The organism is Streptomyces mangrovi (assembly GCF_900114215.1).
Classification (GTDB): domain Bacteria; phylum Actinomycetota; class Actinomycetes; order Streptomycetales; family Streptomycetaceae; genus Streptomyces; species Streptomyces barkulensis.
The window spans coordinates 68,206-81,682 of the sequence record NZ_FOSG01000019.1; the positions used below are offsets into that span (position 1 = coordinate 68,206).

A 13,477-nucleotide genomic window follows, 5' to 3' on the forward strand; every position below is an offset into this window, starting at 1 on the left:
TGCTGACACCCCAAACTAGCGCCGCTAGTTTGGGGTCATGCAGGCACACAACGGCATGTACATCGACGGACAGTGGCGCCCCGCCGCGGGCGCGGAGACGATCGAGGTCGTCGATCCGGCCACCGAGGAGATCATCGGCACCGTCCCGGCGGGCACCGCCGAGGACGTCGACGCGGCTGTGGCGGCGGCCCGCGCGGCCCTGCCCGGCTGGGCCGCCGCACCGCCCGCCGAGCGCGCGGCCCGGCTCGGCGCGCTGCACGACGCCCTGGCCGCCCGCCGCGAGGAGATCGCGGCCACCGTCACCGCGGAGCTGGGCGCTCCGCTGTCCTTCTCGCAGGCCGTCCACGCCGACCTGCCCGTCACGGTCGCCGGGACGTACGCGAAGCTCGCCGCCGAGCACCCCTTCGAGGAGAGGCTGGGCAACTCCCGCGTACTGCACGAGCCGGTCGGCGTCGTCGGCGCCATCACCCCCTGGAACTACCCGCTGCACCAGATCGTCGCCAAGGTCGCCCCGGCCCTGGCGGCCGGCTGCACGGTGGTCCTCAAGCCCGCCGAGGACACCCCGCTGGTCGCGCGGCTGTTCGCGGAGGCCGTGGCCGAGGCGGGGGTGCCGGCCGGGGTGTTCAACCTCGTCACCGGGCGCGGCCCGGTCGCCGGGCAGGCGCTGGCCGAGCACGGCGGCGTGGACATGGTCTCCTTCACCGGCTCCACCGCCGTCGGCCGCCGCATCGGCGCGATCGCCGGAGGCGCGGTCAGGCGGGTCGCGCTGGAACTGGGCGGCAAGTCCGCCAACGTGATCCTGCCCGGCGCCGACCTGGTGAAGGCCGTGAAGATCGGCGTGGGCAACGTGATGGCCAACGCAGGCCAGACGTGCAGCGCCTGGACCCGCATGCTGGTCCACGCCGACCACTACGACGAGGCCGTGGAGATCGCCGCCGCCGCGGCGGCCAAGTACGTCCCCGGCGACCCCACCGATCCCGCCACCCGGCTGGGCCCGGTGGTCAACGCCGGGCAGCGCGAGCGCGTCACCGGCTACATCCGCACCGGGATCGAGGAGGGCGCCACCCTCGTCGCGGGCGGCGCGGACGCCCCCGAGGGGGTGGAACGCGGCTACTACGTGCGCCCCACCGTCTTCGCCGGCGTCACACCCGACATGACCATCGCCCGCGAGGAGATCTTCGGCCCGGTCCTGAGCATCCTGCGCTACCAGGATGCCGACGATGCCGCCCGGATCGCCAACGACTCCGAATACGGGCTGTCGGGCGCGGTGTGGGCCGCCGACGACGAGACGGCCACCGCCTTCGCCCGCCGTCTGCAGACCGGCCAGGTGGACATCAACGGCGGCCGGTTCAACCCGCTCGCGCCCTTCGGCGGTTACAAGCGGTCCGGCGTGGGCAGGGAGCTGGGCCCGCACGGCCTGACCGAGTACCTCCAGACCAAGTCCCTGCAGTTCTGAGCGCCTTGCCCGGCCGCATGCCCGGCCGCGCGTCCAGCCGGCCGCCCGGTCCCCCGCCCGACCCCAACGCAACGCAAGCAGCCCGTCCGCCCAGGACGTGAGAGGAGACGCCACGTGGTCCGCGCCGTGGTCCTGCCCGCCGTCAAAGCCCCGCTGGAGATGGGGGAGATCGATCTGCCGGAGCCCGGCCCCGGCCGGGTGAGGGTCCGCCTCACCGCCGCCGGGGTCTGCCACTCCGACCTGTCGCTGTCCAACGGCACCCTGCGCCAGCCCGTGCCCGCCGTCCTCGGCCACGAGGGCGCGGGCGCCGTGACCGCCGTGGGCGAGGGCGTCACGACCGTGGCCCCCGGCGACGAGGTCGTCCTCAACTGGGCGCCCGCCTGCGGGAGCTGCCACTTCTGCGCCAAGCTCGGCGAGCCCTGGCTGTGCACCGAGGCCAACGCGGCCAGCGGCGTCCCCTACGCCCGCTCGGCCGACGGCCGCGACCTGTATCCGGGGCTGGGCACGGCCGCGTTCGCGCAGGAGACGGTCGTCGCCGAGCGAGGCGTGCTGCCGCTGCCCGCCGGCGTGCCGCTGGTCGACGCGGCCCTGCTGGGCTGCGCGGTCCTGACCGGCTACGGCGCGGTCAACCACAGCGTCCGTCTGCGCGAGGGCGAGTCGCTGGCCGTCTTCGGCGCCGGCGGGGTCGGCCTGGCGGTGATCCAGGCGGCGCGGATCGCGGGCGCGGAGCGGATCGTCGCCGTGGACGTCTCCCCGGGCAAGGAGGAACTGGCCCGCCGCGCCGGTGCCACCGACTTCCTGATCGCCTCCGACGCCACGGCCAGGGAGGTCCGGAAGATCACCGGCGGGCTGGGCGCGGACGCCGCCGTCGAGTGCGTCGGCCGCGCGGAGACCATCCGGGCGGCCTGGTCCTCCACCCGGCGCGGCGGGCGGACCTCGGTGGTGGGCATCGGCGGCAAGGACAGCCAGGTCTCCTTCTCGCCGCTGGAGATCTTCCACTTCGCCCGCACCCTGTCCGGCTGCGTCTTCGGCAACTGCGACCCCGCGCGCGACCTGCCCGTCCTCGCCGAGCACGTCCGCTCGGGGCGGCTGGACCTGGGTGCGCTGGTCACCGACCGGATCGGTCTGGAGGAGGTGCCGGCGGCCTTCGAGGCCATGCTCGCCGGACGCGGCGGCCGGGCGCTGGTGGTCTTCTAACGCGCCCGGCCCTCGCCGTCCTCCGCCTCCCGGGCCCGCCCCCGGTCCGGGAAGCGGAGCGCCAGCCCGTCGACGAGGGCGCGCAGGCCCGTCTCGAAGGCGCCCTCGTCGACGCGCTGCTGGTGCTCGGCCAGCAGATGGGCCTGGTCCAGATGCGGGTAGTCGCGCTCGTACAGCGCCGCGTCGTCGACGAAGCCGCGGGCGAAGGAGCCCAGGGCGGAGCCGGCCACGAAGTACCGCATCAGCGCGCCGATGCGGGTCGCGTGGGCGCGCGGCCACCCGGCGTCCAGCATCGCGCCGTAGACCGCGTCGGCCATCCGCAGCTGGCTGGGGCGCCGGCCCGGCCCCTGTGCCAGGTACGGGACGATGTTGGGATGCGCGCTGAGCGCCGCCCGGTAGGAGCGGGCCCAGGCCACCAGCGCCTCGCGCCAGTCGGTGCCGTCGGTGAACATCGACAGGTCGACATCGGCGCACACCGTGTCGGCCACCGCGTCCAGGATCTCGTCCTTGGTGCGGAAGTGGTTGTACAGCGACGGGCCGCTGACGCCCAGCTCGGCGGCGAGCCTGCGGGTGGACACCGCGGGCATGCCCTCGCCGTCCACCAGCGCGAGCGCCGCCGCCACGATCCGCTCGCGGCTCAGCAGGGGGGTACGTGGGCGTGCCACGGATCACATCCTCGGGTCTCGTCCGGCATCTGTGAAGCTGCAACTAGCGCTGCTAGTTTATTGGGCATGGATCTGGAGCTGTCTCAGGAGCAGGCTGCCGTACGGCAGCTCGCCAAGGAGTTCGTCGACCGGGAGATCGTCCCGCACGCCGCCGAGTGGGACCGCGCCGAGAGCATCGACCGGTCCGTGGTGAAGTCCCTGGGCGACCTGGGCTTCCTGGGCCTGACCATCGACGAGGAGTACGGCGGGTCCGGCGGCGACCACCTGGCGTACTGCCTGGTCACCGAGGAGCTGGGGCGCGGGGACTCGGCCGTGCGCGGGGTGCTGTCGGTCTCCCTCGGCCTGGTCGCCAAGTCGATCGCGGCCTGGGGGAGTGAGGAGCACAAGCGGCGGTGGCTGCCCCGGCTCTGCTCCGGCGAGGCGATCGGCTGCTTCGGCCTGACCGAGCCGGGCACCGGTTCCGACGCCGCCAACCTCACCACCCGCGCCCGCCGCGACGGCGGCCCCGGCGGCGACTGGATCATCGACGGCACCAAGATGTTCATCACCAACGGCACCTGGGCCGACGTGGTGCTGCTCTTCGCCCGTACCGGCACCGAGCCCGGCCACAGGGGGATCACCGCCTTCCTCGTCCCCACCGACACCCCCGGCCTGACCCGCCGGGAGATCCACGGCAAGCTCGGCCTGCGCGGCCAGGCCACCGCCGAGCTGGTGCTCGACGGCGTCCGAGTCCCCGACGACTGCCGCATCGCCGAGGAGGGCAAGGGATTCTCCGTCGCCATGTCGGCCCTCGCCAAGGGACGCATGTCGGTGGCGGCCGGCTGCGTCGGCATCGCCCAGGCGGCGCTGGACGCGGCCGTCTCCTACGCCACCGAGCGCGAGCAGTTCGGCAAGCCCATCGCCCGCCACCAGCTCGTCCAGGAGCTGATCAGCGACATCTCCGTGGACGTCGACGCCGCCCGGCTGCTGACCTGGCGCGTGGCCGACCGCATAGACCGGGGCCTGCCCTTCGCCACCGAGTCCTCCGTGGCCAAGCTCTACGCCTCCGAAGCCGCGGTGCGCGCCGCCAACAACGCCCTCCAGGTCTTCGGCGGCTACGGCTACATCGACGAGTACCCCGTCGGCAAGCTGCTGCGCGACGCCCGCGTGATGACCCTGTACGAGGGCACCAGCCAGATCCACAAGCTGCTCATCGGCCGCTCGCTGACCGGGGTCTCCGCCTTCTGACGCCCTGCGGCGCCCGCTCCCTAAGCGGCTGCTCAGCAACCGTTGTATGGTGTTCGCCCGGCGGGACGAACGGGCGAGGTGCTGATGGCTGCGGAGACGGGAGCGGAGTCCGTGGAGAGCGCGGACGCCGAGGAGGGCGCGGATGCCGAGGAGGGTGTCCGGGACGCCGAGGACGGCGCCGGGGAGCCGGACGACTCCTGGGGCGAGGTGGCCCCCGACGCCGCCCGCCGGCTGCTGCTGGCGGCCGTCGAGGCCTTCGCCGAGCGCGGCTTCCACGCCACCACCACCCGGGACATCGCCTCCCGCGCCGGGATGAGCCCCGCCGCCCTCTACATCCACTACCGCACCAAGGAAGAGCTGCTCTACCAGATCAGCCGGGTCGGCCACGAGCGCTCGGTGCGCATCCTCACCGAAGCCGGCAACAGCGCGGTGACCCCCGCCGACCGGCTCGCCGCCGCGGTGCGCGCCTTCGTGCGCTGGCACGCCGAGCGCCACACCACGGCCCGGGTGGTGCAGTACGAGCTGAACGCGCTGGCCGAGGAGCACTACGCCGAGATCGTCGCCCTGCGGCGGCGCAGCGAGGAGATCCTGCGCGGCATCCTGGAGGACGGAGTGGCCGCCGGGGACTTCACCGTCCCCGACACCCGGGGCACGGCTCTGGCCGTGCTCTCGCTCTGCGTCGACGTCGCCCGCTGGTTCCGCTCCGGCGGCACGCGCACCCCCGAGGAGCTCGGCGAGCTCTACGCCGGACTGGTGCTGAGGATGGCCGGCGCCCCGGCCGGGCCCGCCGGTGAATCCGCGGGCGGGGCCGACCGGGGCGCGTGAGCCCGGCGGACGGCGCGGGTCAGATGTAGTAGCGCACGACGCTCTCCGCGACGCACACCGGCTTCTCCCCGCCCTCCCGCTCGATCGTCACCAGCGAGGCGAGCTGGACGCAGCCCTCGCCCACCTCGGAGACCTCGGTGATCCGCGCGGTCGCGCGCACCCGCGAACCGACCGGCACGGGGGAGGGGAAGCGGACCTTGTTCACACCGTAGTTGATGCCCATGCGCACGCCCTCGACGCGGATCAGCTGCGGTACCAGCACCGGCAGCAGCGAGAGCGTCAGATAGCCGTGTGCGATGGTCGTGCCGAACGGACCGGCGGCGGCCTTCTCCGGATCGACGTGGATCCACTGGTGGTCGCCGGTCGCGTCCGCGAACAGGTCGATCCGCTTCTGGTCCACCTCCAGCCAGTCGCTGGTGCCCAACTCCTCGCCGACAGCGGCCTTCAGTTCGTCTACCGATGTGAAAACCCGGGGCTCCGCCATCGAAGCTCGCCTCCCCAACCATGCGTGGTGTCCGTGTGTCCGTGGTGTCGGTACACGCTACTAAGCGCTTGCTCAGCATGGTCGGGGGCGTCGGGCATGTCAACGGCCGGGCCCGTCCCCCGCGTGCGCGACGCGTCACGGCGGGCCCCGGAGCTTCCGGGACCCGCCGTGACGCGTCATGCTCCACCGGGCCGCCCGGGGCATCCGGGCCGCCCGTGCCGACCGCGGGTGTCAGCCGCCGACCGCCACCCTTCCCGCGCCGTTGCCGTGCGCCACCGTCCCCGGCCGCCGGGCCCGCGGGGCCTGCTCGGCGCTGTGCATCGCCTGCGCCGCACGCCGCGCCTCGCGCGCCTCCGCCTCACGGACCAGCCGCCGCAGCACCTCCGCCAGCGGGGCGGGCGGCGCGGCGCCGGGATCCTCCACGGGCAGCAGCCCGCGACCACCCCAGCACCTGCGGTGCCAGGCGTCGCCCGGCGGCTGCCGGACGCCGACGTGCTTCTGCTCCCTGCGCCGCCGCGCGAAGTCGCGCTCGTACGCCAGCCACACCTCCCGGGCCTCCTCCAGCTCCTCCAGCGCGGCCACCAGACGCTCCGGATCGGGGCTGCGGTCGTCGGGGGAGATGCCCGCGCGGGCGCACAGATGGTGCCAGGTGGCGCGGTGCCCGTAGGGGGCGAAGCGCTCCAGGCACTTGCGCAGGGCCTGCCTGCGCTGGGACGGGTCTCTTCCGGGATCACGGACCTGTTCCGCCAGGGCATTGAAACCGGCCAACGTGTACCACCTCCGACGTAATCGACCACAGCCGTCATCGCTGGGACGTACCGGACCCTCCAATGGATCCGTGTGCCCCCGAATCTTCCGATGCCACATACCGACTGGTTAGTCTGTGAGGGAAGTCCATGGATCACCGGGAGCGGGCCGGACACGGCCCCGGCGCGGCCCCCACACGGCCACCACCGGCGACCGGAACGAGACGGAGGGTGGGCACATGGAGGACCTGCGGGACTCGGGCGTCGTGGTGACCGGGGCGGGCGGCGGCATCGGCGCCGCCCTCGCCCGCGCCTTCGCCGCGCGCGGCGCCAGGGTCGTCGTCAACGACCTCGACGCCGGCAAGGCCGAGGCCGTCGCACGGGAGATCGGCGCCACGGCGGTGCCCGGCGACGCCTCGGGAATCGTCCCCGCCGCCCGCGAGGCCCTCGGCGGCCGTGTCGACGTCTTCTGCGCCAACGCCGGCATCGCCCCCGGCGGTGGCCCCGAGGCCGCCGACGCCGTCTGGGAGGCCGCCTGGGACGTCAACGTCATGGCCCACGTCCGGGCGGCGCGCGAGCTGCTGCCCGAGTGGCTCGAGCGCGGCCGCGGCCGCTTCGTCGCCACCGTCTCGGCCGCCGGAATGCTCACCATGGTCGGCTCCGCGCCCTACAGCGTCTCCAAGCACGCCGCCCTCGCCTTCGCCGAGTGGCTGTCGCTCACCTACCGCCACCGCGGGATCGACGTCCACGCCGTGTGCCCGCAGGGCGTGCGCACCGACATGCTCGCCTCCGCCTCCACCGCCGGCGACCTGGTGCTCAGGCCCACCGCCATCGAGCCGGAGGACGTCGCCCGCGCCACCCTGGAGGCCGTCGACGCCGGGCGCTTCCTGGTCCTTCCGCACCCGGAGGCCGCCCGCTACGCCGTCGCGCGCGCATCCGACACCGACAAGTGGCTGGACGGCATGAATCATGTGCAGCGGAAGCTGGAGACAATCCAGCGGGGCCGGCAGGCCCGGTAAGGCCACCGAAAAGCAGGAGGAACCGCCATGACGAGCCCGGCGAACCAGCGGCAGGACGACGCCCCCACCCAGCCTGTCCCGCAGCGGCTGCTGGCCGCCGCCACCCGGCTGTTCGCCGACCGCGGCTACGACCGCACCTCCGTCCAGGAGATCGTCGAGGCGGCGGGCGTCACCAAGGGCGCCCTCTACCACTACTTCGGTTCCAAGGACGACCTGCTGCACGAGATCTACGGCCGGGTGCTGCGCCTGCAGCAGGAGCGGCTGGACGCCTTCGCCTCCTCCGACGCCCCCGTGGAGCGGCGGCTGCGCGACGCCGCGGCCGACGTCGTCGTCACCACCATCGACAACCTCGACGACGCCTCGATCTTCTTCCGCTCCATGCACCAGCTCAGCGAGGACAAGCAGAAGCAGGTGCGCTCCGAACGCCGCCGCTACCACGAGCGGTTCCGCGCCCTGATCGAGGAGGGGCAGCAGGCGGGGGTGTTCTCCACCGCCACCCCGGCCGACCTGGTGGTGGACTACCACTTCGGCTCCGTCCACCACCTCAGCACCTGGTACCGGCCCGGCGGGCGCATGACCCCGCAGGAGGTCGCCGACCACCTGGCGGACCTGCTGCTGCGGGCCCTGCGGCCGTAAAGCCCCCGGCTCGGCGCCTTGCGGACCCCCCGAAGAACCCGGCACGACCCACGACCCCACACGACCCACTACCCAAGGCGGAGGCCTCAGTGAAGGCATGGCGCGTCCACGAGAACGGCGAACCGCGCGAGGCGATGCGGCTGGAGGAGGTCCCGGACCCCGAGCCGGGCCCCGGCCGCCTCCTGCTGCGCGTACGGGCGGCGAACGTCAACTTCCCCGACGCGCTGCTGTGCCGCGGCCACTACCAGGTACGGCCCCCGCTGCCCTTCACCCCCGGCGTGGAGCTGTGCGGCGAGGTCGTGGCGGCAGGCGAGGGCACGTCCACCGCCACCGGCACCCGCGTCATCGCCCAGCCCGACCTGCCCCACGGCGCCTTCGCCGAACTGGTGGCGGTCGAAGAGTCCCACTGCGCCCCCGCGCCCGCGGCGCTGGACGACGCCGAGGCCGCCGCCCTCCACATCGGCTACCAGACCGGCTGGTTCGGCCTCCACCGCCGCGCCCGCCTCCAGGCCGGCGAGACCCTGCTGGTCCACGCCGCCGCCGGGGGAGTGGGCAGCGCCGCCGTCCAGCTCGGCCAGGCGGCGGGCGCGAAGGTGATCGGCGTCGTCGGCGGCCCCGAGAAGGCCGCGGTCGCCCGGGAGCTGGGCTGCGAGACGGTGATCGACCGGCGCGCGGTCGACGGCGTCAAGGGCCTGGCCCAGGCGGTCAAGGAGGCCACCGGCGGCCACGGCGCCGACGTGGTCTACGACCCCGTGGGCGGCGACGCGTACACCGCCTCCACCAAGTGCGTCGCCTTCGAGGGCCGGATCGTGGTCGTCGGCTTCGCCAGCGGCACCATCCCCAGCCCCGGCCTCAACCACGCCCTGGTGAAGAACTACGCCATCCTCGGCCTGCACTGGGGCCTGTACAACACCCAGGACCCGGCCGCCGTCCGCGCCTGCCACGAGGAGCTGACCAGGCTCGCCGAGCAGGGCGCGATCAAGCCGCTGGTGAGCGAGCGCGTACCGATGGAGGGCGCGGCCGACGCCGTCCAGCGCGTCGCCGACGGCACCACCACCGGCCGCGTCGTCATCCAGCCCTGAGCCTCTCCGGCCCGCCCGCCTGCACCGTGTGGCTCTGTCCGCGCGGGAACGGGCAGCGGATGTGCACAGGTCTGGGAGGCAGCAGCCGCCCGAGAGGGAATCGAAATGTTCACCAGCCCGGTTGATCGCGTACCGCGGACCCACCGCCCATGCGGCGCGTCCGGTGTCACCGGGGATGTGCGCGCCCCCGGCCGTCCGGACAAACGGATGGCCGGGGGCGAGCGTGATGCGGCAGGATGCTCCGCATGGCATTGACCACCCCCGAGCTGCGCACCGCCCGCCTGCGACTGCGGCCGTTCACCGATGCCGACGCGGCGCCGCTCTACGCGCTGCACAGCAGCGCCCACGTGCTGCGCTATTGGGACTCCCCGCCGTGGACCGAACCGGCCCGCGCCCAGCGCTTCATCGCGACCTGCCGGAGGATCGAGGAGGAAGGCACGGGAGCGCGGGTGGCCGTCGATCGCGTCTGCGACGGTGCGTTCATCGGCTGGTGCGGTCTGACAAGCTGGAACCCGGACTTCCGCAGCGCGTCCCTGGGCTATGCCTTCGACGCCGCCGCGTGGGGCCACGGCTACGCCACGGAGACCGCGCACGCCGTCCTGCGGTGGGCGTTCGACACCCTGGACCTGAACCGCGTCCAGGCCGAGACCGACACCCGCAACGTGGCGTCCGCCCGGGTCCTGGAGAAGCTCGGTTTCGTCCGCGAAGGCACTCTCCGCGAGGACTGCGTCGTCAACGGCGATGTCTCCGACTCCTGGGTCTTCGGCATCCTCCGCCGCGAGTGGCACCCCACGGCCACGCCGACGGCCGGCCACTAGGACCGAGACCTGCCCCCGCCTTTCGGCCCGCACCCCCGCCGAAGTCACCGTGGGCCGCTCCGGCAAGCTCAGTGTCTTCGCTTGCTCCACCGGTCCTGGCCGTCCGCGCCGCTGGAGCACCCAGTAGCTCGCAGGGCCGCCTGATGGCCGAGTTCTTCGCCCGGGCAGGTTCCGCACGCATCCGGCCGGGGGGCGCCGACTGCAACGAACGGGCGATCCGGTTCTATCCGAGCCGCGGCTTCGGGATCGCAGGTGAGCGTTACCTCTGGCGAGGAAGGATGCCCACCCTGCCCATGATCCGCGAGGCCCCGGCAGCCGTCGCCATTTCCCGTGAACACCCCGAGCCGGGCCGATCAACATCCGCGGTCGACATGCGTCCGGCGTCGGTCGCGTCGTGCCGGACCGACTGCGGTTCGGGGTCGCTCAGCAGCCGGGCGAGGCCGGAGGTGTCGAGAAGTGGATCACCGGTTGCGCTTCTCCGCCTCGTGCAGGCGCTCGGCGTCTTCAACAGCACCCCACTTGCGCGCACGCTCGAAGTGGCGGCTGATGCGCGACTCGTGCTCCTGCCGCTCCGGGTGCGGGTCCGTCGCCAGCCGCGCGTGCAGCTCGACGTCGTAGCGGACGCCGTCGTAGGCGAGCTTCTGCCGTTGCAGGCCCTCGGGTGCGAACCCCGCCGCGCGGGCCACGCGGCAGGAGGCCGGATTGTCGGTGCGGTGCCCCAACTCCAGGCGGAACAGGCCCAGGTCGGTGAAGCACCAGTCGGCCAGCGCCTGGCAGCCGTGGGACGCCACACCCCTGCCACGGGCGGCGGCGGTGGTCCAGTAGGAGATCCAACCGGTGCCGTGCCGCGTGTTGACGCCGCCCACCGCGACACCGCCCAGAGCCGTGTCGCCGCCGTCGGCGACGGTGAAGCCGTAGGCCACTCCACGGCGCCACTGGTCCCGCCGCCGCCGGACCCACTGCTCGGCCTCCGCCGCCGTGGTGACGGGCGCGTCGGCCTGCCGCCCCATCACCGGCTCCGCGAACGCCTCCAGCACGGCGGGGACATCGGACAGCGCCCACGGACGCAGGCACAGCCCGGCCGGTAACCGCAGTCGATCACGCATTCCACGGATTCTTCCGCCGGACCGGGTGGGGCGGCAATGCCGTCAGTCCCGGGAGGCGCCCTCGGGCCACAGCACCCGGACGGGGACGCCGGTGCGGCGGGCGTAGGCCACCACGTCCGCCGTGCCTCCGTAGCCGCGCGCCGGCTTCCCGTCCCAGACGGCGAGCAGAAGGTCCACCAGGCCGACGAGGATCTCGCTGCCCGCCTGGTGGGCGTGGGATCCGGACTCGACCAGCCCGGTGCGGTGCACCTCGGCCGCGCTCCCCAGCAGGCCGTCGTGCACCGGGTGGTGCCACTCTGGCAGATCGTCGCGGTACCGCTCGGCGGGCAGGACGGTCTCGACGCGCCCGCCATGGTCGAGCACATACTCGGCGAACCATGCGTCCGGCCCGTCCGCCAGGCACGACACTGCCACCAGCTCACCCGGCGGGTACTGCCGCACCTCCACCTCCAGCATGGCCCGAACCCGCTCGGCGACCGGCTCGGGCAGTCCGCGATGCCCGGTGATTCCCACGCGCATGGCGTCTTCAGCTTCGCCCGGGTGGTGTCCACCCACTCCCGGGCGTTGGAATAGCCCTGTTCCAGGTACTCCAGCCCCTGAATCACGCATTCCAGTTTGTCGGCGTCACGCGCGACGAGCACCTCCAGCGATTCACCGTTCTCGTACTCGTGGACCACGGCCCTGATGCCCTCTGCCACGGCGGGGTGCGCGTCCGCGACCTGGTCGGCGGTGACCTCCTCGTTCGAGGCCGCCCGGAGGTAGCGCCGACCGATCCACGGAATGTCACCCACCCGGGTTTCCTGAGTGTCGTGGAAAGTGCACAACAGGGCGACCTTGGCAGGGTCGGCGCCCTCCATCATGGCCAGCACAGCCCCTATGACGGCCGTACGGAACGAGTGCTCGGCGATTGTCTCGGGATCCTTGACCCCGACGATCCACCAACCGCTTCGCTTGCCGCGCTTGAGGGCGCCCATCTCCATCAGATAGCCGACGGTCCCCTTGGCGCCCTGCTCGTCAGTCATGCGGACACTCCCTTCACAGCGGTCGTCGAGGGTCGAGCACTCTTTCCCCGCCTTTCGGTGTATGGGCCGTTGTCCCGTTCACTGCCGGCATCGCGCCCGGCATTCCTGTATGTGGTGGGAAGGGGCGGATACGGCATCAGAGTATGTTCCAGCGCAGCCGGGTGTCCGATTCCCGCAATCCCACGACGCGGCGTTCCACCTCTGCCAGGGAACCGGGGGTGTGGGCCGCCTTGCGGGCGTTGGTGGTGACCATCCTCAGCTCCCGGATGTCACGCAGGACCGGATAACCGGACCAGCCCGTGACGTCGTAGCCATAGGCCCGGGCGAACCGCTCGTAGTGTTCGGTGCCGTGGCCAAAGCGGCGGCAGTGGATCTCGATGGTCGTCAGATCCCACTCCGGCTGACCCCAAGCCACGGTGTCCCAGTCGCACAGCACGGCGCGATCGCCGTCGTACAGGGCATTGCGGTGCTGAGGATCGCCCTGGAGAACGGTCTCGGGCAGTTCGTATACGACATCGGTGAGCTGCTTCTCCAGCTGATCCACACGCTGGGAGAGAAAGCGGACCGACTCCTGAGGCAGCGAGGTGATCGCCGCGAGGGAGGCCCGGATCGCCGACACGTTGTCCAGCGTCCTGAGACGGAACGGCGGGGCGGGCAGCCGGTGCAGGGCGCGCAGCGGCCCGGCGAGGCTGCCTGCGGTCATCGGCTTGCCGGGCTGGGGGAGGTACGTCCAGAAGGTGACCGGATGGCCGTCGATGACGACCGGCTGATCCGGGCCCGGATACAGCGGGACGGTCGGAAAGTCCCGCTCCATCAGCCACCGGACGAAGCGGACGGTGCTCTCGACCCCGGCCGGGTGCGAGCCCCGCCGCGCGATCTTGACGACGACGGGCATGTGGGCGAGGCGTACGACGGCATTGGTGTGGCCGCGCAGCAGCACCGCGCCGGTGCCGTCCAGCCCGGCCGTCTCGCAGGCGCGTTCCAACACGTGTCGCAGCTCGGATTCGGCGAACCCACCGTGGCGGGGCAGCGGTGCAGTCATGGACCAAGGCTGGCCGAGGGTGCGCATGCCTGTCACACCGTCCCCGGAGGAAGCGCCAGGATCTCGCCCAGTTCCCGCACGGCTCGGGCGGACCTCGCCGAGGGTGGCAGCGCCTCGATGACGTGCCGTGCCCGTGCTCCCAGGATCGTCGT

Annotated in this window: 14 protein-coding genes and 1 pseudogene; 8 read left to right on the forward strand and 7 right to left on the reverse strand. The window is 73.0% G+C overall.

Annotated features, from left to right (window positions below; genetic code table 11):
- Positions 1-37: 37 nt before the first annotated feature.
- Positions 38-1,456 carry an aldehyde dehydrogenase family protein gene (locus BM237_RS22725; RefSeq protein ID WP_093851579.1) on the forward strand — a complete coding sequence of 473 codons (1,419 nt, stop codon included), beginning with the start codon at positions 38-40 and terminating at the stop codon, positions 1,454-1,456.
- Between the two features lie 114 nt (positions 1,457-1,570).
- Entirely contained in the window at positions 1,571-2,653 is a 1,083-nt protein-coding gene (locus BM237_RS22730) for a Zn-dependent alcohol dehydrogenase (RefSeq protein WP_245793939.1), read from the forward strand.
- On the opposite strand, the gene BM237_RS22735 is transcribed toward BM237_RS22730, so the two are convergent.
- Positions 2,650-3,318 (reverse strand): TetR/AcrR family transcriptional regulator, encoded by a 669-nt coding sequence (locus tag BM237_RS22735; protein WP_093851580.1) that lies wholly within the window; start codon positions 3,316-3,318, stop codon positions 2,650-2,652. The genes BM237_RS22730 and BM237_RS22735 overlap by 4 nt on opposite strands.
- Positions 3,319-3,384: 66 nt before the next feature.
- On the opposite strand from BM237_RS22735, the gene BM237_RS22740 reads away from it, so the two are divergent.
- Both BM237_RS22740 and BM237_RS22745 read left to right on the forward strand, forming a co-directional pair.
- Complete coding sequence (locus tag BM237_RS22740) at positions 3,385-4,545, forward strand: acyl-CoA dehydrogenase family protein (RefSeq protein ID WP_093851581.1); 1,161 nt, start codon at positions 3,385-3,387, stop codon at positions 4,543-4,545.
- Positions 4,546-4,629: 84 nt separating this feature from the next.
- Entirely contained in the window at positions 4,630-5,370 is a 741-nt protein-coding gene (locus BM237_RS22745) for a TetR/AcrR family transcriptional regulator (RefSeq protein ID WP_093851629.1), read from the forward strand.
- Between the two features lie 19 nt (positions 5,371-5,389).
- Here the strand turns inward: BM237_RS22745 and BM237_RS22750 are convergent, their stop codons facing one another.
- The gene (locus tag BM237_RS22750) at positions 5,390-5,854 is read right to left on the reverse strand and encodes a MaoC family dehydratase (RefSeq protein WP_093851582.1); all 465 of its coding nucleotides are present in this window, start codon (positions 5,852-5,854) and stop codon (positions 5,390-5,392) included.
- A gap of 231 nt (positions 5,855-6,085) precedes the next feature.
- Positions 6,086-6,622 (reverse strand): hypothetical protein, encoded by a 537-nt coding sequence (locus BM237_RS22755; RefSeq protein WP_245793942.1) that lies wholly within the window; start codon positions 6,620-6,622, stop codon positions 6,086-6,088.
- Between the two features lie 217 nt (positions 6,623-6,839).
- Here BM237_RS22755 and BM237_RS22760 point away from each other — a divergent pair, with 217 nt between their 5' ends.
- The 4 genes from BM237_RS22760 (at position 6,840) to BM237_RS22775 (ending at position 10,155) form a co-directional block, all read left to right on the forward strand.
- A complete protein-coding gene (locus tag BM237_RS22760) occupies positions 6,840-7,619 on the forward strand; it encodes an SDR family oxidoreductase (RefSeq protein ID WP_093851583.1) in 780 nt (259 codons plus the stop codon).
- 27 nt (positions 7,620-7,646) lie between these two features.
- Positions 7,647-8,255, forward strand: coding sequence for a TetR/AcrR family transcriptional regulator (locus BM237_RS22765; RefSeq protein WP_093851584.1), 609 nt, complete (start codon positions 7,647-7,649; stop codon positions 8,253-8,255).
- 89 nt (positions 8,256-8,344) lie between these two features.
- The gene (locus tag BM237_RS22770; RefSeq protein ID WP_093851585.1) at positions 8,345-9,337 is read left to right on the forward strand and encodes an NADPH:quinone oxidoreductase family protein; all 993 of its coding nucleotides are present in this window, start codon (positions 8,345-8,347) and stop codon (positions 9,335-9,337) included.
- Between the two features lie 245 nt (positions 9,338-9,582).
- Positions 9,583-10,155 (forward strand): GNAT family N-acetyltransferase, encoded by a 573-nt coding sequence (locus tag BM237_RS22775; RefSeq protein ID WP_093851586.1) that lies wholly within the window; start codon positions 9,583-9,585, stop codon positions 10,153-10,155.
- Positions 10,156-10,616: 461 nt separating this feature from the next.
- Here BM237_RS22775 and BM237_RS22780 read toward each other — a convergent pair whose 3' ends face one another.
- From BM237_RS22780 to BM237_RS22790, 4 genes and pseudogenes are all read right to left on the reverse strand, one after another.
- Complete coding sequence (locus BM237_RS22780) at positions 10,617-11,261, reverse strand: GNAT family N-acetyltransferase (protein ID WP_093851587.1); 645 nt, start codon at positions 11,259-11,261, stop codon at positions 10,617-10,619.
- A gap of 42 nt (positions 11,262-11,303) precedes the next feature.
- The gene (locus BM237_RS30080; protein ID WP_245793945.1) at positions 11,304-11,780 is read right to left on the reverse strand and encodes a hypothetical protein; all 477 of its coding nucleotides are present in this window, start codon (positions 11,778-11,780) and stop codon (positions 11,304-11,306) included.
- 20 nt (positions 11,781-11,800) lie between these two features.
- Positions 11,801-12,283: pseudogene (locus BM237_RS30085) on the reverse strand (HD domain-containing protein); the annotation flags it as partial.
- A gap of 136 nt (positions 12,284-12,419) precedes the next feature.
- On the reverse strand, positions 12,420-13,325 hold the full coding sequence (locus tag BM237_RS22790) for an aminoglycoside phosphotransferase family protein (protein WP_093851589.1): 906 nt from the start codon (positions 13,323-13,325) through the stop codon (positions 12,420-12,422).
- Positions 13,326-13,477 lie beyond the last annotated feature (152 nt).

Excerpts from the sequence above, each read along its gene's own strand:
- BM237_RS22725 (WP_093851579.1), top strand. The coding sequence starts at position 38 with ATGCAGGCACACAACGGCATGTACATCGACGGACAGTGGCGCCCCGCC.
- BM237_RS22740 (WP_093851581.1), top strand. The coding sequence starts at position 3,385 with ATGGATCTGGAGCTGTCTCAGGAGCAGGCTGCCGTACGGCAGCTCGCC.
- BM237_RS22745 (WP_093851629.1), top strand. The coding sequence starts at position 4,630 with ATGGCTGCGGAGACGGGAGCGGAGTCCGTGGAGAGCGCGGACGCCGAG.
- BM237_RS22750 (WP_093851582.1), bottom strand. The coding sequence starts at position 5,854 with ATGGCGGAGCCCCGGGTTTTCACATCGGTAGACGAACTGAAGGCCGCT.
- BM237_RS22760 (WP_093851583.1), top strand. The coding sequence starts at position 6,840 with ATGGAGGACCTGCGGGACTCGGGCGTCGTGGTGACCGGGGCGGGCGGC.
- BM237_RS22765 (WP_093851584.1), top strand. The coding sequence starts at position 7,647 with ATGACGAGCCCGGCGAACCAGCGGCAGGACGACGCCCCCACCCAGCCT.
- BM237_RS22775 (WP_093851586.1), top strand. The coding sequence starts at position 9,583 with ATGGCATTGACCACCCCCGAGCTGCGCACCGCCCGCCTGCGACTGCGG.
- BM237_RS22780 (WP_093851587.1), bottom strand. The coding sequence starts at position 11,261 with ATGCGTGATCGACTGCGGTTACCGGCCGGGCTGTGCCTGCGTCCGTGG.
- BM237_RS30080 (WP_245793945.1), bottom strand. The coding sequence starts at position 11,780 with ATGCGCGTGGGAATCACCGGGCATCGCGGACTGCCCGAGCCGGTCGCC.
- BM237_RS22790 (WP_093851589.1), bottom strand. The coding sequence starts at position 13,325 with ATGACTGCACCGCTGCCCCGCCACGGTGGGTTCGCCGAATCCGAGCTG.